The sequence below is a fragment of the Huaxiibacter chinensis genome, assembly GCF_022171985.1.
Lineage (GTDB): Bacteria > Pseudomonadota > Gammaproteobacteria > Enterobacterales > Enterobacteriaceae > Enterobacter > Enterobacter chinensis_A.
In genome coordinates this window covers 16,757-36,816 of sequence record NZ_JAJVHF010000003.1, presented here as the reverse complement: position 1 = coordinate 36,816, position 20,060 = coordinate 16,757, and the positions used below count along the sequence as shown (strand labels likewise).

Here is a 20,060-nt window from a genome sequence, read left to right as displayed (position 1 = left end):
CACTCCTATTAGCTGTACCGAACACAGGAAGCTCGTATCAGATGACTGACACCGCTATTACCAAGAAAAGCAAGCGCTCCATCTGGATCCCGCTGCTGGTGCTGATCACGCTCGCCGCGTGCGCCACCGCTGGCTATAGTTACTGGCGTATGCAGAAAGAACCGACTGCTGCTGCCAAAGCTGAACTCCCGCCGCCACCGGCGCCGGTGTTTTTCGCCCTGGATACCTTCACGGTGAACCTTGGCGATGCGGATCGCGTGCTTTATATCGGCATTACGCTGCGTCTGAAAGACGAGGCCACCCGCACCCGCCTGAGCGAATACTTGCCAGAAGTGCGTAGCCGTTTACTGCTTCTTTTCTCGCGTCAGGACGCTTCCGGACTGGCTACCGATGACGGTAAGCAAAAGTTGGTCGAGGCCATTAAGCAGACGCTCGCGCAGCCGCTGGTAAATGGTCAACCTAAGCAGGAAGTCACTGACGTTCTGTACACAGCCTTCATCCTGCGGTAACGACATGGGCGATAGTATTCTTTCTCAGGCAGAAATCGATGCGCTGCTCAACGGCGACAGCGATAAAAATGATGATCCAACGCCAGGCGCGGTTGGCGATAGCGACATTCGTCCCTACGATCCCAATACCCAGCGCCGCGTGGTGCGTGAGCGTTTACAGGCGCTGGAGATCATCAACGAACGTTTTGCCCGTCAGTTCCGCATGGGGCTGTTCAACCTGCTGCGCCGAAGCCCGGATATCACCGTCGGGGCCATCCGCATTCAGCCTTATCATGAGTTTGCACGCAACTTACCCGTGCCGACCAACCTTAACCTGATTCATCTGAAACCTCTGCGCGGCACCGGTTTGTTCGTGTTTTCTCCGAGCCTGGTGTTCATTGCAGTTGATAACCTGTTTGGTGGAGACGGGCGTTTTCCGACCAAAGTGGAAGGACGCGAGTTTACCCATACCGAACAGCGCGTCATTAACCGCATGCTGAAGCTGGCGCTGGAAGGCTACAGCGACGCGTGGAAGGCCATACACCCGCTGGACGTGGAGTATGTGCGCTCGGAGATGCAGGTGAAATTCACCAACATCACCACCTCGCCAAACGACATTGTGGTTAACACGCCTTTCCACGTAGAGATCGGTAACCTGACCGGCGAATTCAATATTTGTCTGCCGTTTAGCATGATCGAACCGCTGCGCGAAGTGCTGGTAAACCCGCCGCTGGAAAACTCCCGCAATGAAGATCAGAACTGGCGAGAGAATCTGGTGCGTCAGGTTCAGCATTCGCAGCTGGAGCTTATTGCCAACTTTGGCGACGTCCCACTGCGGTTATCTCAGATCCTGAAATTACAACCCGGTGATGTTCTGCCAATAGATAAACCTGACCGCATTATTGCCCATGTTGATGGCGTACCTGTGCTAACCAGCCAGTACGGCACCGTTAACGGCCAGTATGCGTTACGCGTTGAGCACTTGATCAACCCGATATTGAATTCGCTGAATGAGGAACAGCCCAAATGAGTGACATGAACAATCCGTCCGATGAGAACAGCGGAGCACTGGACGATCTGTGGGCTGACGCGTTAAACGAGCAAAAAACGACACCGGCCAAAAGCACGACGGATTCCGTCTTCCAGCAGCTGGGCGGTGGCGACGTGAGCGGCACGTTGCAGGATATCGACCTGATTATGGATATTCCGGTCAAGCTGACCGTCGAGCTGGGTCGTACCCGCATGACCATCAAAGAGCTGCTGCGCCTGACGCAGGGTTCCGTGGTGGCGCTGGACGGTCTGGCGGGTGAACCGCTGGATATTCTGATTAACGGCTATCTGATTGCCCAGGGCGAAGTCGTGGTGGTTGCCGATAAATACGGTGTTCGTATCACGGATATCATCACCCCGTCCGAACGTATGCGTCGTCTGAGCCGTTAAGCATGAAAACACAGGCAATTGTCTCGCCGCCCTCCGCCGTTCCTGGCTCTCCGTTATTACAGGTGAGCGGTGCGTTGATCGGCATTATTGCCTTTATTCTTATTGCCGCCTGGCTGGCAAAGCGTTTTGGCCTGGCGGGTAAAACCGCCCATGCGCGCGGCCTGAAAGTCAGCGCCAGCGCGTCACTCGGCCCGCGTGAGCGGGTGGTGATTGTCGACGTTGAAGACGCGCGGCTGGTGTTAGGCGTTACCGCTTCTCAAATTAATCTGCTTCACACCCTGCCGCCTGCGCCCGCCGCGGGCCAGGAGAATGCAGAGACCCCCGCGGATTTTCAGTCCGTTATGAAGAGTTTGCTTAAGCGTTCCGGGAGATCGTGATGCGCCGTTTGATGTTCCTTGCGCTGGCAGGCGTGGGTCTGTTTGCTCCCGCCGTGTATGCCCAGCTGCCGGGTCTGGTTTCCACACCGCTCGCCGGGGGCGGACAAAGCTGGACGCTGCCCGTCCAGACGCTGGTGTTTATCACCTCGCTGACCTTCATTCCGGCGATTTTGCTGATGATGACCAGCTTCACCCGCATCATCATTGTGTTTGGTCTGCTGCGAAATGCCTTAGGTACCCCCTCCGCACCGCCCAACCAGGTCCTGCTGGGGCTGGCCCTGTTTCTGACCTTTTTCATTATGTCGCCGGTCATCGATAAGATTTATGCCGACGCCTATCAGCCGTTCAGTGAAGACAAAATTTCGATGCAGGAAGCGCTGGATAAAGGGGCACAACCGCTGCGCGAATTTATGCTTCGCCAGACGCGTGAAGCCGACCTGGCTCTGTTTGCTCGTCTGGCGAACGCCGGTCCGATTCAGGGACCTGAAGCCGTGCCGATGCGCATTTTATTGCCGGCATATGTGACCAGCGAACTGAAAACCGCTTTCCAGATTGGCTTTACTATCTTCATTCCGTTTTTGATTATTGACCTGGTGATCGCCAGCGTTCTTATGGCACTGGGTATGATGATGGTGCCGCCTGCGACCATTGCCCTGCCCTTTAAAATCATGCTTTTTGTTCTGGTGGATGGCTGGCAGCTGCTTGTCGGTTCGCTGGCGCAAAGTTTCTACAGTTGAGGAGCGCGCAATGACGCCAGAATCGGTCATGATGATGGGCACGGAAGCGATGAGAGTCGCCGTGTCCGTCGCCGCCCCTCTGCTGCTGGTCGCGCTGGTTACCGGGCTTATCATCAGTATCCTGCAGGCCGCCACGCAGATTAACGAAATGACGTTGTCGTTTATCCCAAAGATTATCGCGGTATTTGTTGCCATTATCGTCGCCGGGCCGTGGATGTTGAACCTGCTGTTGGATTACATGCGTAACCTGTTTACCAACCTGCCTTACATCATCGGCTAATCCCTCATGTTGCATTTCACCAGCGATCAATGGATACACTGGCTTGGCCTCTATTTCTGGCCTCTGCTACGCGTCATGGCATTGATTATGACGGCCCCCATCCTGAGTGAACGCGCCATCCCCAAGCGGGTAAAAGTCGGTTTAGGGATTATCATCACTGTCGTGATCGCCCCTACGCTGCCTGAAGTGGACGTGCCGATTTTCTCGGCGAAAGCCATTTGGCTGGCGCTTCAGCAGGTGATGATTGGCGTGGCCATTGGTTTTACCATGCAGCTGGCGTTTGCCGCGATCCGAACCGCAGGAGAGTTGATTGGTTTGCAAATGGGGCTTTCCTTTGCAACCTTCGTCGATCCCTCAAGCCACCTTAATATGCCGGTACTGGCGCGCATTATCGACATGCTGGCGATGCTCCTGTTTCTGTCGTTCAATGGTCACCTGTGGCTCATTTCGCTGCTGGTAGACACCTTTCACACGCTGCCGATTGGCGGCAATCCGGTCAACAGCAATGCCTTCCTGGCCTTAACGCGCGCCGCCGGGCTGATTTTCCTTAACGGTTTGATGCTGGCCTTGCCGGTTATCACCCTGCTGCTCACCGTCAACCTGGCATTAGGCTTGCTTAACCGAATGGCCCCGCAGCTTTCGGTATTTGTAATCGGTTTCCCAGTCACGCTGACGGTAGGAATGATATTAATGTCGCTGTTAATGCCGCTTATCGCCCCCTTCTGTGAACATTTATTCGGCGAACTTTTCAATCTGTTATCCGATATTGTTCGCGAACTACCGAAAAATAGTAACCCCTAGTCTTTATATTGTCTCTCTGAGGATATTCCTAAAGTAAAACATGAAAAACATCTTCCAGGATATATCTGGTGCGGTTTAATTGTTTTTATGCTCCTCACAATACTTAATATTTACTTTACTTTAAGAAGATTCCTGGCAAATTATACGTAACTTTACGGGATAGTGAGTTCGCCTGAAAGTTTTTGTAACGCTCACAGGTTATTACCTTTTTCCATCCCGTATGGCTGTTTATGAGCTCTCAGGCAGATGGTGAATTATCGTTACGCATTGAGTGAGGGTATGCCATGTCAACGATCATTATGGATTTATGCAGTTACACCCGGCTAGGGCTAACCGGGTATCTGGCGAGTAGAGGGGTAAGAAAAAGAGAAATCAACGATGTTCACACCGTTGACGAACTTTCAGCCGCTTGTGATGCGCACAAGCCTGGCGTGGTGTTTATTAATGAGGACTGTTTCATACACGATCCAGTCGACAGTCAGCAGATTAAGCAAATCATTAATCAACATCCTAAGACCTTGTTTATTGTTTTTATGGCAATTGCCAATATCCATTTCGATGAATATTTACTGGTACGAAAAAATTTACTGATCAGCTCCAAATCGATTAAACCGGAATCCTTAGATGACATTTTGGTCGATTATTTGAATAGAGAAGTTAAAAGTGTAGGAGCATTTAACTTACCCACGTTATCATTAAGTCGCACTGAATCAAGTATGCTGCGAATGTGGATGGATGGGCAAGGTACGATTCAAATATCTGATCAGATGAATATTAAGGCGAAGACCGTATCGTCACATAAAGGTAATATTAAAAGGAAAATAAAAACGCATAATAAGCAAGTCATCTATCATGTTGTTCGTTTGACGGATAACGTGACAAATGGAATTTTCGTTAACATGCGTTAATCGTTTTCACCTTTTCAGCGTGCTTCCTGTCAATCTCTGGCCTGGCCAGAGATTTTTTACCGATTCCCTTCTGAACCGTCACGACTCAGCCCGTTCCACAAAGATACCGTCCGGGTGCCCACTCTCGTTGAAGAACCAGATACCGAGCGGGTAATCCTCCAGCGAGACCAGATACATAATGCCTTCATTAAAGGGCTCAACGGCCAGCACGACGCCAGAGCGGCGTGGCCCGCCATCCGTTTTCACAGTGACCCGATCGTTAACCTTCATACATTCCTCCTGTGGTTTTTTGCCAGTGTAGAACAAAACGTCCTGACTGGCAGCCCTGGTAACGGAATTTGGCCCTTTCCCATACCGTCTATAATGAAGGGGGTACACCCTGAAGGAGGAAAGGTAATGAAGACAGCCAAAGAGTACAGCGACACCGCAAAACGAGAAGTGAACGTGGATGTCGATGCGCTGCTCGCTGCCATAAATGAAATCAGCGAAAGCGAAGTCCGACGTGCGGAGGATGATCCTACCCACGTCATGGTAAACGGACGGGACTATCATACATACCGCGAACTGGCGGAAGCCTTTGAACTGGATATCCATGACTTTAGCGTGACTGAAGTAAATCGCTAAGGCATAAAAAAATCCCGGTCATGGGGTGACCGGGATCAAGCTTGCAGCTGCAAGAAGCACTTATAAAATTCGTTACACCAGGAAATCTGATGTGAGACACACCTTATCCCCAATTTTTTTGGCTGACAAGGATATATTCTCCGTAATATCACCTGGTTAGCTCAGGAGCCCCTATGTCCCTACTTAAGGATACCTTATTAATTTTTACCGATCTGGACGGCACGCTGCTGGATATCCATACCTACGACTGGCAACCCGCGTCGGCATGGCTGGAAAAATTACAGGATAATCAGATCCCGGTCATTTTATGCAGCAGTAAAACCGCTGCCGAAACCCTGGAGATTCAGCACGATTTGGGTCTGGCAGGATTACCCTTTATTGCCGAAAACGGCGCCGTCATTCAGCTTGACGTGCGCTGGGACGATCACCCGAACGCCCCGCGGCTGATCAACGGCACGCCGCACAGCGATATTCGTCAGGTCGTCAATCAGCTTCGCGACAAGGACGGATTTAAGTTCACCACGTTCGATGATGTCGATGAACGTGTCATCGGTGAATGGACCGGGCTTAATCGCGACCGGGCGGGGCTCGCGCGCCTGCATGAGGCCTCAGTTACGCTCGTCTGGCGCGACAGCGACGATCGGATGAAGCAGTTCGCGTCTCAACTGATGCAGCTCGGTTTTAAATTTATTCAGGGAGCCCGCTTCTGGCATATCCTCGATGTGCGCGGCGGTAAAGACCAGGCGGTGAACTGGCTCATTGATGAGTATCGCAAACGCGAAGGGGTTGTCCCCACGACCATAGGCCTGGGCGACGGGCCGAATGATGCGCCGCTGCTGGATAACGTCGATTACGCGGTGGTCGTCAAAGGCATAAACCGGCTGGGCATCCAGTTGCAGGACGACCTGCCCGAGCGGGTTTACCACACGTCGCAGCCCGGCCCTGAAGGCTGGCGGGAGGGCCTCGATCACTTCTTATCCGGTTCCCGGGAGACGACCTGATTACGCCCCTGCTCTTTTGCCTTATATAAACGCGCATCAGCAATGGATTGCAGTTGCTCAAAATCGAAATTACCGTTTTCCTGCGTGCTGCTCACCCCCAGCGAGGCACTGACCCGGATCGTCGTACTCTTTTTCACTAAAATCTCTTTTCGATTGAGCTGAGCACGTATCCGCTCGGCAACCACCGCCGCCTCTTCTGCGGTGGTGCAGGGAAGCACTACGCAAAACTCCTCGCCCCCTACGCGTCCGGCAACGTCGGTGCTGCGCAAGGCGCTGGCAATCAGCCCTGCGGTATGGGACAGCACGCGATCGCCTGCCTGATGACCATACCGATCGTTGATATTCTTAAAGTGGTCAAGGTCGAGCTGAATAACCGAAAACGGTTTGTCCTGCGAATGACACTCTTCCGCCAGCGCCGTGGCGCGTTCAAACAGCGCGCCACGGTTGTTCAGGCGGGTCAGCGGGTCGTGCCAGGCCTGCCATTGCAGCGAGCTTTGCAGGGTAAACATATTGCTCACCATGCGCCGAATAACCAGCCAGGAGATCAACAGCATGGCGGTAAACAGCGCCCACAGCAGCGCCAGTGCAATACTGATACTGCCAAAGTCACCCTGAACGCCCTCTTCCAGGGTGTGAATGCGTAACACAACGCCGTCGAAATGGTCCAGCCGCTGCCAGCTGACAAACCGGCTTGCCAGGCGTAGGCCGCCTCGGGTGTCGCCTTCAATGGCGTGCGCGATTTGCGCAAGCTCACGTTTATCGAATTGTCCGATCGTCTCCGGCGTGGGCTCTGTCGAGGCGATCAGATTCAGACGGCCATCGTAGAGTTGATATTCACCCTCTTCATAGCCGTCGCTTGCGCTTAACAAGAGTTTTTTCATCGCCTGGAGGGTAAAGTCCATCGCCAGGACGCCATACCAGTAGTGGTCGAAATAGACCGGGATGCTGGCAGTTATCGTTCTTTCACCCGAGGGAGATTGCGCTGCAGGCGTGATAAACCACCTCACGCCGCGCGCGCGATTATCGCGTTCAGATTGCAGGGTAAACCAGGGACGGGTAACGCACTGATAGTAAAGTGACGGCACATCCTGGTTCTGGTTAAGGCTATCGGTAGAAAGGTAAAAGCCCGCGCGGGAAACATACTGGACGCGTTTTTCAAGCCGATCGGGGCGGGCCGCCAGGCGCAGCAAATAACCCACCTCAAACGCGGCAGAGAGCTCGTTTTTGATCCGGCTGTCATCACGCACCAGCAGCGTGGTCCGTTCGACAAACGCGTCTGACACCCCTTTAAGGGGCAGCGTACGCCGCCGATCGATATCCATTTGCCAGTAGGGCAACGTGCGCAAATGGCTAAAGTTGGCCACCGCATCACGCAATACCTCAAAAGAGAGGGGCGTCTGAAGGGCCTCCCCCATGCTCTGACGAAAGAAAAAGAGCTTATCAATGCTGAACTGGAGCTGTCGGTCAAAGTCGCTGGAGACGCTTTCCAGGTGGTTACGCTGGCTGGAAATGTACGCATCTTCTAAAACCACCACTTCTCGCCAGGTCAGAAGCGTAGAGAAAATCAGTACCACCACAAAACAGAGATTAACAATACGCTCTGGATGATTTCGGTACCGCGTTATCCGTTCTTTTTTTGCCACCAAAGGTTCGCGCTGCACGCTTTCTCCCTGCTCACAACCTTGCGCCATCCGGCAGGAGTGGATAGTCAATAAAAACGCCCGGACCAGCCGGGCGTTACGTGATTAAGCCTTGTCGCGGCTTTGCCGTCCATCACCCCGCTGAAGCTCGTCTTCACGAAACGCTTCTCGCTTGATGCTGTATCCGTCATGCCATCGACATTCCACCATGCCACTGGCAAAACCCGTGACAATCATCCGTGGACCACCCGATTTAGGCTTAACTTCATCACTGACCAAAAAGACCATACCCGCCTCCTGTATCAGGGTGAAACTGTTTCAATCTAGACGAGAAACAGACGTTTTGCATAGCCTTTTAGTGAACAGGCTCGACTATTTGCCGCGGAGTTTGCCAATCACCTTCACGCCAGCGATCACAAGGGCACCAATGATAAAGCCCACAACCAGATTCACCAGCGTCGGTAAGATGGCCGCCACCACGCTGCCGTGCCCTTCGGCGAAATGTTCAATGGCGTGATGTAATGCCGGGATACCGTGTACCACGATCCCACCACCGACCAGGAACATCGCCAGCGTGCCGATCACCGACAGGCTTTTCATCAGCCACGGGGCGGTGACCAGGAGCCCTTTACCGACCAGTTTCGCCAGCGCACTGGATTTATCCGCCAGCCAGTAGCCCATGTCATCAAGCTTGACGATCACGCCGACCAGGCCGTATACGCCGATGGTGACGATAATGGCAATCCCGGAAAGGATGAGCACCTGATTCAGCAGCGGCGCTTCAGACACAATGCCCAGGGTAATGGCCACAATTTCTGCCGACAGAATAAAATCGGTGCGAATCGCCCCCTTAACCTTGTCCCGTTCAAAGGCTTTGGGATCCTGCGCCGCAAGCGCTTCCAGACGCGCCTGACGCGCTTGCGGCGACTCTTTCTCTTTGCGGGATTCAAAGGTGTGCAGCACCTTTTCGACGCCCTCATAGCACAGGAACGCGCCGCCAATCATCAATAACGGCGTGATTGCCCAGGGTATAAACGCGCTGATCAAAAGCGCCAGCGGCACCAGGATCACTTTATTGATAAAGGAGCCTTTCGCCACCCCCCACACCACCGGGAGCTCCCGGTTGGCGCGCACGCCGCTGACCTGCTGCGCGTTCAGTGATAAATCATCTCCCAGCACACCCGCCGTTTTTTTCGCGGCGATTTTCCCCATCACCGAGATGTCATCCAGTAAGGTGGCGATATCGTCTAACAAGGTTAATAAGCTACTTCCTGCCAAAATATCTATCCTTCTTTTTGTCGTTAAGTGAATAGTATGGAGCAAAAGCGTCGACCCTGAAACAGGCTCTTTTAGTCAACAAAAAATTCACATCTTCAATACAATTAAAACACTCGCCTGGCGAATCGTTTTGTCATTTACTATAAGCGACCTTTTTATTTCGCCGTGAGGGATTATGCGTTTCAGGCAATTATTACCGCTTATCGGAGCGCTTTTTTCGCTCTACATCATTTGGGGTTCTACCTATTTCGTGATTCGGATCGGCGTGGAGAGCTGGCCACCGCTGATGATGGCGGGCGTGCGCTTTCTCTCTGCGGGCATCCTGCTGCTGGCTTTTCTGCTCATTCGGGGTCACCGGCTCCCACCGCTGCGCCCGCTGCTGAATGCCGCGCTTATAGGTGTGCTGCTGCTTGCCGTGGGGAACGGGGCCGTCACCGTGGCCGAACATCAAAATGTGCCTTCCGGTATCGCCGCCGTAGTGGTGGCAACCGTTCCGCTGTTTACGCTTTGCTTTAGCCGTTTTTTTGGCATCCGCACCCGTAAACTGGAATGGATTGGGATCGGCATTGGCCTGGCGGGGATCATATTGCTGAACAGCGGCGGCAACCTGAGCGGGAATCCGTGGGCCGCTGTGTTGATCATGGTGGGTTCTATGAGCTGGGCATTTGGTTCCGTTCTGGGTTCGCGGATTACCCTTCCCACCGGGATGATGGCCGGTGCCATTGAAATGCTGGCGGCGGGGATTGTGCTGCTGCTTGCCTCGACGCTGGCGGGCGAAACGCTTAACGCGATGCCGACGCTTTCCGGTTTCCTGGCGGTGGGTTATCTGACCCTGTTCGGCTCGATCATTGCAATCAGTTCATACATGTTCCTGATCCGTAACGTGAGTCCGGCCGTCGCCACCAGTTATGCCTATGTGAACCCGGTGGTGGCCGTGCTGCTTGGCACCACGTTCGCAGGGGAAGTGCTGTCGACGGTGGAATGGCTTGCGTTGGGGGTCATTATCATGGCGGTGGTGCTGGTAACGCTGGGGAAATATGTCTTTCCGGCAAAACCTGTGATTACGCCTTGTGAGACGGGTAAGCCGTAATATCCTGAATGCCCTGAGTGTCGATCTGCGCCGATTGCCCGCCACCGCAGATCCACTCTTCAAGTCGCTCGATAAGCGCGGCGTCATCGAGTTTTAACCTGCCCCGCAGTGCACATTCCCACACCACCAGCACCCGCCAGCCCTGAGCCAGCAGCGCGGCGCGATCCCGCGCATCGCGAATGACGTTTTTACCGATTTTATCCAGCCAGAATTCAGTGCGGGTGGCCGGCACTTTGAACAGATAGCAGTCGTGGTGATGCCAGAAACAGCCATGGGTAAAAATAATGCACTGATAGCTGTCGATAACGAAATCAGGACGCCCGGCCAGCGCGGCATCCTGTACGCGATACTCGAAACCGGCCTGGGTCAGCAATCCGGCAAGACGTTTTTCAATCGCCGTGTCGCGGGTCCCGATCGCCCGCATATTCTTGCTGCGGGTCGCTTTATCATGCACATCCGTCATTGACGGCCTCACTCAGGCGGAGCTGAACGGCACGCCTGATGCGCGACTCAAGCAGTTTTGCCACCGCGGCAAAGGCGGGCACCACCACCGAATTACCAAACTGGCGATACGCCTGGGTGTCAGAAACGGGTATGCGGAACTGGTAACCTTGCGGCGTCTCGAATCCCATCAGACGGGCGCATTCACGGGGTGTCAGACGGCGTGGCCGATGTCGCTGGTTTTCGGGATCGTCAAAATGACGTTCGCCCAGCGCTTTATCCCACCCACGATCGATAAGGATTTCCGCGCCGTCTTTATAATAACGTGCCGACAGGGTGCGGGTGACGCTGTTTGGGTTGGTCGGATCGACCATGCCGAAGCCAAAACCGTTGCCTTTCGCCTGATGCTTTTTGGCATAGCGGTAGAGGTATTTCCACAGCACGGGGGTGAGAATAAATTTTGCGTCGACCACCGGCTCCAGCAGCTCGGCGACAGACGGCCGCCGCGCCGGATAGAGTGACGGAATATCCCGCAGGGTAAAATCGCCCTTCAGATTCAGCTCACGACGAAAGCCCACCAGCACGATGCGCTCCCGGTGCTGCGGCAGGAAGTGTTTACCGTCGATAATTTTAGGGTCGTCTGCCCCCATCACCTCTGAATCGGCAACGTCATAGCCCAGCTCATCGAGCGTTTGCATAATAATGCGGAAGGTTTTGCCCCCGTCGTGGCTCTTGAGGTTTTTGACATTCTCGAGGACGAAAATAGCCGGACGTCGGGCGTCAATAATACGCACAACGTCGAAAAACAGCGTGCCCTGGGTATCGCAGGCGAAACCGTGGGCGCGCCCCATGGCGTTCTTTTTCGAGACCCCCGCCAGCGAGAAAGGCTGACACGGAAATCCTGCCAGTAATACGTCATGCGCGGGGATGACCTGCCGAATATGCCGGGCGGCTTCTTCATCGCTGACGCCGCTTTTATGGCTGAGCGTGACGTCGCGGATATCTTCGTTAAACTGGTGCGCAGCGGGATCGCAGTACCAGTTGGCTTTATAGGTACGCACCGCGTGTTTATTCCATTCGCTGGTAAACACGCACTGCCCGCCTATCGCTTCAAAACCGTGGCGGATCCCACCGATACCCGCAAAGAGATCGATAAAGCGGAAAGCATAGTCAGGATGCGCGGCCGGCGGGCGCGGCAGCAGATTTTGCAGAAAATGATACTCGCCTTCACTCACGCGCAGCCCGGCGCGATCGCTGGTCACCAGACGTTTAAGGATTGCCGGGCTCCAGTGGCTCTCACCCTGCGCATTCAGATAGTTGACCAGCGTTTTGGCATCATAAATTGTCAGCAGCCGATGTAATAACGCCTGCACCGCTGCCGTGGATTTTTCTGCCAGCGGATACGCCGCCTCCCTCACTGCTTGTTTTTCCTGCATACCTTTAACCGGCCAATTGAGACTGAAGACAGATTAACATAGTTCCGTCCTACAGATGCGGCCTGAAACGGCACAACAGATTCTCATCCATCCCTGTACTGTCCCCCTGTAACTCCGCGCTGAGCTTCGCCATAAACTGCAGCAGGAAATCGGCATTGTGTCGGGCCAGTTCCCGCCCTTTTTCCGTCTGCATTGATTCAGGCAAGCGTAAAAGTTTGGTCTGAAAATGGTCCAGTGCAAAGGCCTTGTCGTTTAAGGGCCGGTGGTCGGCAAAGGGGTCGAGGGCATCGAATAACGCCACGCCCAGGGCGCCAGATATCGCGAAGACGCGCGCTAATCCGATGGCCCCGAGCGCCTCCAGCCTGTCGGCATCCTGCACAATTTTGGCTTCCTGCGTTTGCGGCGCAATACGCGCGCTAAAGCTGTGCGCCTCGATGGCATGCGCGACGGCAGAATAGCGGCTGGCCGGAAAATCAGGGAAGGCTTCTGCAAGGATCTGGCAGGTCTTCTGCGCGGCAAGCTGTGAGGAGCGGCTCCGCTCGGGATGATTTTTTGGCAAACTGACGATGTCATGGAAATAACACGCGGTCAGAATCACCAGCGGGTCGACCGTCTCCCCTGCCATAATGCGCTGCGCACTCTGCCATACCCGCCGAAAATGCGAGAGGTCGTGCGCGGTATCCTCCGTCGTATGATTGCCGTTTAACCACGCCTCAAAGCGCTGCTGCCACTGCAGAATGTTCATAGGTTCTCCTTGTCTAATGCGCCACCATAGCAATTTTTCTGCCTGACGATCTATGTCTCCCGCGTGGCAAAATGCGTCTTCAGAGTCTTTACCGCCCCTTTTCCCTTCCCTTGCGAAGGGCATCACACTTTAACGTTTAATCGACGCGGAGAGCGTTATCTGGATGCAGAAATGAATTTTAATTTGATCGAAAGCAATACCTTTACTGAGATATTTATTTCAGGTTCTGAACGGTACATATTATTTAAATATATTAATAAGCAATATTATTCACCGGAAAAATAATGAGATCGATAGAAATATTATGAAATAAATTACATCATTTAATTACATTTATTTTTGAAACTAATTCCTCACTCCTGGAATAGTATCGAAAATGTAGTTACGGAGGTAATTACGTATATTCACAGCAATTATATTTAAAGGGAATATATAATGAAAAGAAAAGTTCTGGCTATTCTTGTACCCGCATTACTTGTTGCAGGCGCAGCAAATGCGGCCGAGATGTATAACAAAGACGGCAACAAAGTTGACCTGTACGGTAAAATCGATGCGCGTCATACCTTCTCCGATCACGCCGGGGATGATGGCGATGAAACCTACGTCCAGATTGGCTTTAAAGGCGAAACGCAAATTAATCAGGACCTGACGGGTTACGGTCAGTGGGAATACAAAACCTACGCGAATGACACCGAAGATGCAGGCGATACCTCTTTTAATCGTCTGGCCTTTGCGGGTCTGAAATATGCTAATTTGGGTTCGTTCGATTACGGACGTAATTACGGCGTCGTGTATGACGTTGAAGCCTGGACCGATATGCTGCCGGTATTTGGTGGCGACTCCTATACCTGGACCGATAACTTTATGACAGGCCGTGCGAACGGCGTGGCAACCTATCGTAATGCCGGTTTCTTTGGTCTGGTTGATGGCCTGAACGTTGCGCTGCAATATCAGGGCAATAATGAAGGTTCAAATGCCGATGAAGATCAGGAAGGCACTAAGAATGGTCACGACGATGTGCGTTTCCAGAATGGTGACGGCTTCGGTATGTCGACCTCTTATAACTTCGACTTCGGTCTGACCCTGGGTGCGGCTTACGCCTCTTCTGACCGTACTAACGATCAGGTGGCTTACGGCGCGGGTAGCCTGAACCGCTATAGCAAAGGTGCGGGTGGTAACACGGCTGAAGCCTGGACCGTTGGCGCGAAATACGATGCTAAGGGTTACTACCTGGCGATGATGTACGCCGAAACCCGTAATATGACGCCATACGGTGACGTTGGTATTGCGAACAAAACCCAGAACTTTGAAGCGGTTGCACAGTATCTGTTCGATTTTGGTCTGCGCCCTTCTCTGGCCTGGGTTTATTCAAAAGGTAAAGATCTGGGTGGCAACGACTACCATCCAGGTAACGGCTACGACTATGTTGACCAGGACCTGGTTAACTACGTCGACGTCGGCATGACCTACAACTTCAACAAAAACTTCTCAACCTACGTTGATTATAAAATCAACCTGCTGGATGAAGATGACGCCTTCTATGCTGACAACGGCATCGCCACCGATGACATCGTTGGCGTGGGCATGATCTATCAGTTCTGATTGCCCTCATCTAAGGCCGCACGCGCGGCCTTTTTTATGCGTGTAAAGTCATGGCGCCCCTTGCACCGGACAGAATCACCACCGTTTTCTCCCGCACGTTCCCTTTTCCCTTACTTTCCAATCGCTTTGAGCAGGTATTCTGCGCGTTTAATATTATTGCCCCGTAAAGCAAGTCGTTAAATAAACTGCATTTGTAAACTTTTACATGGCTTTGAGAAAACGCCGTCTTCAGCGATAATTACCCTTTCTTATTTGCTATGGGGTTTTAGTGAGCGATTTGCCTTTTACCACGACGCGCAAGCGCCCAATGAAACTCAGCACGCTGGTCACCCTGATGGTATGCAGTGTGATTGGTTCCGTTTTAGCCGTTCTGTTTACCCTCTACTTTCTGCAAATCACCCAGGCGACCCGCAACGGCGTCAAGGACACCGCGCTGGCCATTGCCCGCACCCTCGCCGATAGCCCTGACGTGAAACGCGGACTGATGACCACGCCTGACAAAAATATTATCCCGCCCGTAGTGGACGCGGTTAGCCAACGCAACGGCCTGCATTTTGTCGTGGTCACCAATATGCAGGGCATTCGTTATTCTCACCCCAACCGCAGCCTGCTTGGAAAAAGCTTTATCGGCGACGATCTGAAACCTGCCCTGCTGGGGCATGAGAACGTCGCGGTCAATCATGGCGTTCTTGCAGAAGCCCTGCGGGTGTTTACGCCGGTTTATAACGACAGCCACCAGCAAATCGGGGTCGTGTCGGTCGGGATCTCCCTCGAAAAGGTCGATGAACAAATCAGCCGCAGTCGCTGGAGCGTCATCTGGACGGTGCTCTTTAGCGCCTTCATGGGGACGTTAGGCACCTGGGGGCTGGTCTATTTTCTCAAACGGATATTGTTTGGCCTTGAGCCGCACGAGATTTCCACGCTGTTTGAACAACGTCAGGCCATGCTGCAATCGCTTAAAGAGGGCGTCATCGCGGTGGATAGTCAGGGGGAGGTGACCATGATTAACCATGCTGCACGCCAGATCCTGCAGCTGCCGGCACAAAAAAAACCTGAACTGCTTCATGTCCCGATGCTGGCGGCCCTGCGCCGCGTCTCGCAAACCGGCACAGCATTGCAGGATCAAGAAATTGACTGTAACGGCCGCCTGCTGCTCTGCAATACGGTCCCGGTTAAAAATCAAAATCATGTAATCGGCGCGATTAGCACTTTCCGTGACAAAACCGAGATCCGAGAGCTGATGCAGCGCATGGATGGCATGGTGAACTACGTCGACGTCCTGCGCACCCAGTCCCATGAGTTTATGAACAAACTGCATGTGATCCTTGGGCTGCTCCACATGAAGCGGTACGACAAGCTGGAAGCGTATGTGCTGCAGACGGCACAAAATTATCAGACCGATATCGGTGCTATTCAGCGTAAAATTAAATCACCGGTTATCGCGGGCTTCCTGCTGGGGAAAATCAACCGGGTCAAAGAAGCGGGCTTTACCCTGACGCTTTCGGATGCGTGCCAGGTTCCCGACACGCCCAATGAAGAGCAGGTCACGGTGTTGATCACGGTTATCGGGAATCTGATCGAAAATGCGCTCGACGCCATGGCCGGGCAGGCCGAAGGCGAAATCAGCCTGATGCTGCACTATCAGAAGGGCTGGCTTAGCGGTGAGGTCAGCGATGACGGTCCGGGTATCGATAGCGAGCGTATAGCGCATATTTTTAACCGGGGCTTCTCCACCAAAGGTGAAAACCGGGGCGTGGGTTTGTTCCTGGCTCGCCAGCAAATTGAAAGGCTGGGCGGTGAAATCACCTGTGAGTCAGAACCCGGCGTATTTACTCAATTTTTTGTCCATATTCCCTGGGATAGCGAGAGGAAAATCGCGTGATAAATGTCTTAATTGTCGATGATGATGCCATGGTGGCCGACCTCAACCGTCTGTACGTTAATCGCGTTGAGGGATTTAGCTGCTGTGGAATCGCCTCTACGCTCGGCCAGGCCGAAGCGGTTATAAATGACCCCCATCACCCTGTCGATCTGATTTTGCTGGATGTGTTTATGCAGCAGGATAATGGCCTGGATCTCCTGCCCATGATTCGTGCCTCTGGCCGCGCAATTGATGTGATCATGATTTCATCCGCCTCGGATGCCACCACGATTCAGACCTCGATGCACTACGGTGTGGTGGATTATCTCATTAAGCCGTTCCAGTTCCCGCGTTTTGAAGAGGCGCTAAAAGGCTGGAGCAAAAAAAGACAGCTGATGGGCTCTCATCAAAACTACAAACAGACCGATGTCGATCGATTGCTGCATGGCGGCGCAGCGGAGCTGGCGGACAGTAAGCGCCTGCCAAAAGGGCTGACGCCGCAAACCTTACGCACGCTCTGCCTGTGGATTGATGCGCACCCGGACGCTGAGTTCTCGACGGATGACCTGGCGAACGCGGTGGCTATCTCGCGCGTCTCCTGCCGCAAATACCTTATCTGGCTGGCCCAGGTGACTATTCTGTTTACCAGCATTCACTACGGCGCTACGGGGCGTCCGGTGTACCGCTACCGGCTTCAGCCCGAGCAACGGGCACTGCTCAGACAATATTGTCAGTAACGCGCGCGCTCAACTCACCACGTCAAACGCAAAGGGCCAAAAGACAGCTGAATGCGCTGTTTCGCCTGGGTGGCGAAGCCCGGCCCATTATCCTGCCGAGCGCCAGAGCAGCGGCATCAGTGCCAGCGTTTCATCAATCATCGCCCGCTTATCGTTCCCCGGTTTCCAGATCGTTACCATCGTCTGGCTTATGCCCTGATTTCCTACTTCCGTGCGTAACGGCTGCACATCCCGCCAGCGTTCCGCCTGAAAATGCGTGGGTAATAGCCCCCACCCTACCCCTTCTTCAAGCAGGCCGCGCACCATTTCCTGCGCGTTCGCCCGAACGGTGTTTCCAGAAATTTGCAGGCGGCGTGCAACAGGTTCATCCGACGCTGCATGCATAACGATTTGCGGAGTCAGTGACAGTTCGAGCAGCGAGAGCGGCTGCCGATCGGCGGCAAAAAGCAATCTGGAGGCGTAAAAATCCATGTCGATCGCCCCTAAGGCGCGCCACTCCATCTCATTACCGACGCTTCGGTTGCGCGCCTGACAGACGCCCAGATCGGCTTGTCCTCGCTCCAGCATCTGTTCCGCTTCATCGCGCGAGGCGCTGACCAGACTGAGACGTCTGTTCTGTGCGGCCATCTCGCGGATCAGCGCCTGCAAAAAAGCCACGGGGGTAAAAGGATCGTAAACGAGGGAGATGTCCTGCGTTGCGCTTCGCGGCACATCCCGGGCAAAGGCCTCAAACGCTTTTACCTGGCGCATCAGTAAGTGAGCCTGACGCTGAAGCTGTTCCCCTTCCGGGGTCAGCCGCAGGCTGCGCCCTTCCCGCAAAAAAAGGGGGTAGCCTAACCCGTCTTCAAGAAAATCAATGAGATCCCGAAGCGTCGTTCGGTCCTTGCCCAGCTTAACCGCCGCTTTTGCCAGGCTCCCATACTCCACCACGGCCGTGAACGCTTCGAGTTGGGCAAAGGAATAAATCAACGATGGCACCACATGCTCCTGTCAAATTTACGGGGGATTTTCCCCCATAACGCGTTTTTCATTATAAGCCGGGAATTTTTAAACTGGCAGCACTCCTTACTGATGCGAGATACCTCATGACAAATAAAACATTCAATTCCACACTGTTAGCCAGCCTCGTCGTTGGACTGTTCAGCAGCGTTGTCGCTCCGGATGCGCTGGCGGCATGTAAAGGCACCGAACTCAGCGTCTGTCCTGCGCCATACGATACCCAGCTCCCGGATACCCGCAACATGCTCACCTGGAGCCAGTCTGACCGGGTAGTCGGTTTTCGCAATGATTACCGTAATTATGCAGGCGATGTCTTCCATCACGGAAACGCCACGCCCCTGCCGGTTTCCACCACGCCTCTGAAGGAGGCTCACTATGAGGTCAACGGGCAGACCCGGAACCTGAAAGAGTATCTTAAACGGCAGAATGTCAGCGGGATGCTGGTACTTAAAGACGGCAAAATTGCGTATAAATATCTGGCTGAAGGCAACACGGACTCCACGCTATGGACCTCCCGCTCGGTGGGTAAATCGGTGGTATCTATACTCGTGGGGGTGGCGATAAAAGAGGGAAAAATCCACTCGTTGGACGATCGCGTGACGCAGTACGAGCCTGATTTAAAAGGGACGGCCTGGGAGGGCGTTACGCTTAAGCAGCTAATCACCCATACCTCTGGCGTCGCCTGGAATGAAGACTACACCCAGCCAACGTCGGATTTTGCGAAGCTCACCCAGTGCGAAGCCAGTCCTGGCACCTACGCCTGCGTCCGTAAGCTGGTTGCCGAATTACCTCGCGCGCACCCTGCCGGGCAAAACTGGTCTTACTCCTCGGGTGGGGCATGGTTACTGGGGGATGTGTTAGAGCGTGCCACCGGCATGACGCTGGCGGCTTATCTGGAAAAAAGTATCTGGCAGCCATGGGGGATGGCAAGCGACGGCGTGTGGCATGCTTACGCCAAAGGTGAGCATGACGTGGGCGCACATGGATTTAACGCAACGCTGGAAGACTGGGGACGCTTTGGCGAGTTTGTCCTGAACGACGGTAAATTACCAAATGGTAAGGCCATTTTACCCGAAGGCTGGGTTGCACAATCCGCCGGCTGGACGCACGCGAAAGGCTCTGTCTCGGCGGCGCATCCAGAAGGACTTTACGGCTACCAGTGGTGGAATAATGAAGTCCCGGTCAATGCTAAAAACGTCACGCCAGCGCCAGATTCATCGTTAAAAGATTCGCTGTGGGCCTTGGGCATTTTTGGACAAATGATTATGGTCAATCGCGCGGAAAATCTGGTTATTGTGCAATGGTCAACCTGGCCGCAGGCTGAGCCTTCTTTCAGCGCACAACCGCTTGAAGCCTCACTGATGTTTAGTGCAATCGCGAACGCGCTACGGTAATGCGAGGGATGCCCGATAATGTGGGCATCCTCACAGCAGACTCAACACCGCACGACACGACTTAGTTCACAGAATGAATGACATAGTGGCAAAGCACTACCGTGTGAGGCAAACGAAGTGGTAACGTGTGGGCCAGGGAAGGTTGGCGGAGAGAGGGGAATGTAAGCCGTTCCCTTCCTGC

At 53.6% G+C, this 20,060-nt stretch carries 23 protein-coding genes; 15 read left to right on the top strand and 8 right to left on the bottom strand.

The genetic code is table 11. The features are described 5' to 3' along the window. Positions 1–41: 41 nt before the first annotated feature. The 8 genes from fliL (at position 42) to rcsA (ending at position 5,031) form a co-directional block, all read left to right on the top strand. The gene (gene fliL / locus LZP96_RS08890; protein ID WP_064326604.1) at positions 42–509 is read left to right on the top strand and encodes a flagellar basal body-associated protein FliL; all 468 of its coding nucleotides are present in this window, start codon (positions 42–44) and stop codon (positions 507–509) included. A gap of 4 nt (positions 510–513) precedes the next feature. Further along, positions 514–1,518 carry a flagellar motor switch protein FliM gene (fliM, locus tag LZP96_RS08885; RefSeq protein WP_064326605.1) on the top strand — a complete coding sequence of 335 codons (1,005 nt, stop codon included), beginning with the start codon at positions 514–516 and terminating at the stop codon, positions 1,516–1,518. After that, a complete protein-coding gene (gene fliN / locus LZP96_RS08880; RefSeq protein ID WP_064326606.1) occupies positions 1,515–1,928 on the top strand; it encodes a flagellar motor switch protein FliN in 414 nt (137 codons plus the stop codon). The genes fliM and fliN overlap by 4 nt, the downstream gene beginning before the upstream one ends. A 2-nt stretch (positions 1,929–1,930) precedes the next feature. Next, entirely contained in the window at positions 1,931–2,305 is a 375-nt protein-coding gene (gene fliO / locus LZP96_RS08875; protein ID WP_064326607.1) for a flagellar biosynthetic protein FliO, read from the top strand. Beyond that, on the top strand, positions 2,305–3,042 hold the full coding sequence (fliP, locus tag LZP96_RS08870) for a flagellar type III secretion system pore protein FliP (protein WP_064326608.1): 738 nt from the start codon (positions 2,305–2,307) through the stop codon (positions 3,040–3,042). The genes fliO and fliP overlap by 1 nt, the downstream gene beginning before the upstream one ends. Positions 3,043–3,052: 10 nt before the next feature. Continuing rightward, a complete protein-coding gene (gene fliQ / locus LZP96_RS08865) occupies positions 3,053–3,322 on the top strand; it encodes a flagellar biosynthesis protein FliQ (RefSeq protein WP_064326609.1) in 270 nt (89 codons plus the stop codon). Between the two features lie 6 nt (positions 3,323–3,328). After that, complete coding sequence (gene fliR / locus LZP96_RS08860; RefSeq protein ID WP_064326610.1) at positions 3,329–4,123, top strand: flagellar biosynthetic protein FliR; 795 nt, start codon at positions 3,329–3,331, stop codon at positions 4,121–4,123. A gap of 284 nt (positions 4,124–4,407) precedes the next feature. Beyond that, positions 4,408–5,031 (top strand): transcriptional regulator RcsA, encoded by a 624-nt coding sequence (gene rcsA / locus LZP96_RS08855; RefSeq protein WP_064326611.1) that lies wholly within the window; start codon positions 4,408–4,410, stop codon positions 5,029–5,031. A gap of 78 nt (positions 5,032–5,109) precedes the next feature. Here rcsA and dsrB read toward each other — a convergent pair whose 3' ends face one another. Continuing rightward, entirely contained in the window at positions 5,110–5,301 is a 192-nt protein-coding gene (dsrB, locus tag LZP96_RS08850; RefSeq protein ID WP_258925843.1) for a protein DsrB, read from the bottom strand. 126 nt (positions 5,302–5,427) lie between these two features. Between dsrB and yodD the strand changes: the two genes are divergently transcribed. Both yodD and LZP96_RS08840 read left to right on the top strand, forming a co-directional pair. Continuing rightward, on the top strand, positions 5,428–5,655 hold the full coding sequence (gene yodD, locus LZP96_RS08845) for a YodD family peroxide/acid resistance protein (protein ID WP_064326613.1): 228 nt from the start codon (positions 5,428–5,430) through the stop codon (positions 5,653–5,655). Between the two features lie 173 nt (positions 5,656–5,828). After that, the gene (locus tag LZP96_RS08840; RefSeq protein ID WP_064326614.1) at positions 5,829–6,656 is read left to right on the top strand and encodes a mannosyl-3-phosphoglycerate phosphatase-related protein; all 828 of its coding nucleotides are present in this window, start codon (positions 5,829–5,831) and stop codon (positions 6,654–6,656) included. Here LZP96_RS08840 and dgcQ read toward each other — a convergent pair. The 3 genes from dgcQ to LZP96_RS08825 all read right to left on the bottom strand — a co-directional run bounded on the left by dgcQ (position 6,623) and on the right by LZP96_RS08825 (position 9,577). Continuing rightward, positions 6,623–8,317 (bottom strand): cellulose biosynthesis regulator diguanylate cyclase DgcQ, encoded by a 1,695-nt coding sequence (gene dgcQ / locus LZP96_RS08835; RefSeq protein ID WP_258925842.1) that lies wholly within the window; start codon positions 8,315–8,317, stop codon positions 6,623–6,625. The genes LZP96_RS08840 and dgcQ overlap by 34 nt on opposite strands. Before the next feature lie 84 nt (positions 8,318–8,401). Next, positions 8,402–8,584, bottom strand: a complete 183-nt coding sequence (locus LZP96_RS08830) for a YodC family protein (protein ID WP_064326616.1) — start codon at positions 8,582–8,584, stop codon at positions 8,402–8,404. Positions 8,585–8,668: 84 nt separating this feature from the next. Then, on the bottom strand, positions 8,669–9,577 hold the full coding sequence (locus LZP96_RS08825; protein ID WP_374230110.1) for a DUF808 domain-containing protein: 909 nt from the start codon (positions 9,575–9,577) through the stop codon (positions 8,669–8,671). 172 nt (positions 9,578–9,749) lie between these two features. Here LZP96_RS08825 and yedA point away from each other — a divergent pair, with 172 nt between their 5' ends. After that, complete coding sequence (yedA, locus tag LZP96_RS08820) at positions 9,750–10,664, top strand: drug/metabolite exporter YedA (protein ID WP_258925841.1); 915 nt, start codon at positions 9,750–9,752, stop codon at positions 10,662–10,664. Here yedA and LZP96_RS08815 read toward each other — a convergent pair. The 3 genes from LZP96_RS08815 to LZP96_RS08805 are packed head-to-tail and all read right to left on the bottom strand — an operon-like array spanning position 10,636 to position 13,286. After that, complete coding sequence (locus LZP96_RS08815; protein WP_258925840.1) at positions 10,636–11,127, bottom strand: very short patch repair endonuclease; 492 nt, start codon at positions 11,125–11,127, stop codon at positions 10,636–10,638. The genes yedA and LZP96_RS08815 overlap by 29 nt on opposite strands. Next, entirely contained in the window at positions 11,111–12,541 is a 1,431-nt protein-coding gene (locus LZP96_RS08810) for a DNA cytosine methyltransferase (RefSeq protein WP_258925839.1), read from the bottom strand. The genes LZP96_RS08815 and LZP96_RS08810 overlap by 17 nt, the downstream gene beginning before the upstream one ends. A gap of 49 nt (positions 12,542–12,590) precedes the next feature. Next, the gene (locus LZP96_RS08805; RefSeq protein WP_258925838.1) at positions 12,591–13,286 is read right to left on the bottom strand and encodes a phosphohydrolase; all 696 of its coding nucleotides are present in this window, start codon (positions 13,284–13,286) and stop codon (positions 12,591–12,593) included. 435 nt (positions 13,287–13,721) lie between these two features. Between LZP96_RS08805 and ompC the strand changes: the two genes are divergently transcribed. The 3 genes from ompC (at position 13,722) to dcuR (ending at position 17,486) form a co-directional block, all read left to right on the top strand. Further along, positions 13,722–14,888 (top strand): porin OmpC, encoded by a 1,167-nt coding sequence (gene ompC / locus LZP96_RS08800; protein ID WP_258925837.1) that lies wholly within the window; start codon positions 13,722–13,724, stop codon positions 14,886–14,888. 268 nt (positions 14,889–15,156) lie between these two features. Continuing rightward, the gene (locus tag LZP96_RS08795) at positions 15,157–16,770 is read left to right on the top strand and encodes a sensor histidine kinase (protein WP_258925836.1); all 1,614 of its coding nucleotides are present in this window, start codon (positions 15,157–15,159) and stop codon (positions 16,768–16,770) included. Beyond that, positions 16,767–17,486 carry a two-component system response regulator DcuR gene (gene dcuR, locus LZP96_RS08790; protein ID WP_258925835.1) on the top strand — a complete coding sequence of 240 codons (720 nt, stop codon included), beginning with the start codon at positions 16,767–16,769 and terminating at the stop codon, positions 17,484–17,486. The genes LZP96_RS08795 and dcuR overlap by 4 nt, the downstream gene beginning before the upstream one ends. An 87-nt stretch (positions 17,487–17,573) precedes the next feature. On the opposite strand, the gene LZP96_RS08785 is transcribed toward dcuR, so the two are convergent. Beyond that, complete coding sequence (locus LZP96_RS08785; protein ID WP_258925834.1) at positions 17,574–18,464, bottom strand: LysR family transcriptional regulator; 891 nt, start codon at positions 18,462–18,464, stop codon at positions 17,574–17,576. A 107-nt stretch (positions 18,465–18,571) separates the two neighbouring features. On the opposite strand from LZP96_RS08785, the gene LZP96_RS08780 reads away from it, so the two are divergent. Then, on the top strand, positions 18,572–19,879 hold the full coding sequence (locus LZP96_RS08780; protein WP_258925832.1) for a serine hydrolase domain-containing protein: 1,308 nt from the start codon (positions 18,572–18,574) through the stop codon (positions 19,877–19,879). Positions 19,880–20,060: the final 181 nt, after the last annotated feature.

Coding starts and splice junctions, on each gene's coding strand:
- fliL (WP_064326604.1), top strand. CDS start 42: ATGACTGACACCGCTATTACCAAGAAAAGCAAGCGCTCCATCTGGATC.
- fliM (WP_064326605.1), top strand. CDS start 514: ATGGGCGATAGTATTCTTTCTCAGGCAGAAATCGATGCGCTGCTCAAC.
- fliN (WP_064326606.1), top strand. CDS start 1,515: ATGAGTGACATGAACAATCCGTCCGATGAGAACAGCGGAGCACTGGAC.
- fliO (WP_064326607.1), top strand. CDS start 1,931: ATGAAAACACAGGCAATTGTCTCGCCGCCCTCCGCCGTTCCTGGCTCT.
- fliP (WP_064326608.1), top strand. CDS start 2,305: ATGCGCCGTTTGATGTTCCTTGCGCTGGCAGGCGTGGGTCTGTTTGCT.
- fliQ (WP_064326609.1), top strand. CDS start 3,053: ATGACGCCAGAATCGGTCATGATGATGGGCACGGAAGCGATGAGAGTC.
- fliR (WP_064326610.1), top strand. CDS start 3,329: ATGTTGCATTTCACCAGCGATCAATGGATACACTGGCTTGGCCTCTAT.
- rcsA (WP_064326611.1), top strand. CDS start 4,408: ATGTCAACGATCATTATGGATTTATGCAGTTACACCCGGCTAGGGCTA.
- dsrB (WP_258925843.1), bottom strand. CDS start 5,301: ATGAAGGTTAACGATCGGGTCACTGTGAAAACGGATGGCGGGCCACGC.
- yodD (WP_064326613.1), top strand. CDS start 5,428: ATGAAGACAGCCAAAGAGTACAGCGACACCGCAAAACGAGAAGTGAAC.
- LZP96_RS08840 (WP_064326614.1), top strand. CDS start 5,829: ATGTCCCTACTTAAGGATACCTTATTAATTTTTACCGATCTGGACGGC.
- LZP96_RS08830 (WP_064326616.1), bottom strand. CDS start 8,584: ATGGTCTTTTTGGTCAGTGATGAAGTTAAGCCTAAATCGGGTGGTCCA.
- yedA (WP_258925841.1), top strand. CDS start 9,750: ATGCGTTTCAGGCAATTATTACCGCTTATCGGAGCGCTTTTTTCGCTC.
- LZP96_RS08815 (WP_258925840.1), bottom strand. CDS start 11,127: ATGACGGATGTGCATGATAAAGCGACCCGCAGCAAGAATATGCGGGCG.
- LZP96_RS08810 (WP_258925839.1), bottom strand. CDS start 12,541: ATGCAGGAAAAACAAGCAGTGAGGGAGGCGGCGTATCCGCTGGCAGAA.
- LZP96_RS08805 (WP_258925838.1), bottom strand. CDS start 13,286: ATGAACATTCTGCAGTGGCAGCAGCGCTTTGAGGCGTGGTTAAACGGC.
- ompC (WP_258925837.1), top strand. CDS start 13,722: ATGAAAAGAAAAGTTCTGGCTATTCTTGTACCCGCATTACTTGTTGCA.
- LZP96_RS08780 (WP_258925832.1), top strand. CDS start 18,572: ATGACAAATAAAACATTCAATTCCACACTGTTAGCCAGCCTCGTCGTT.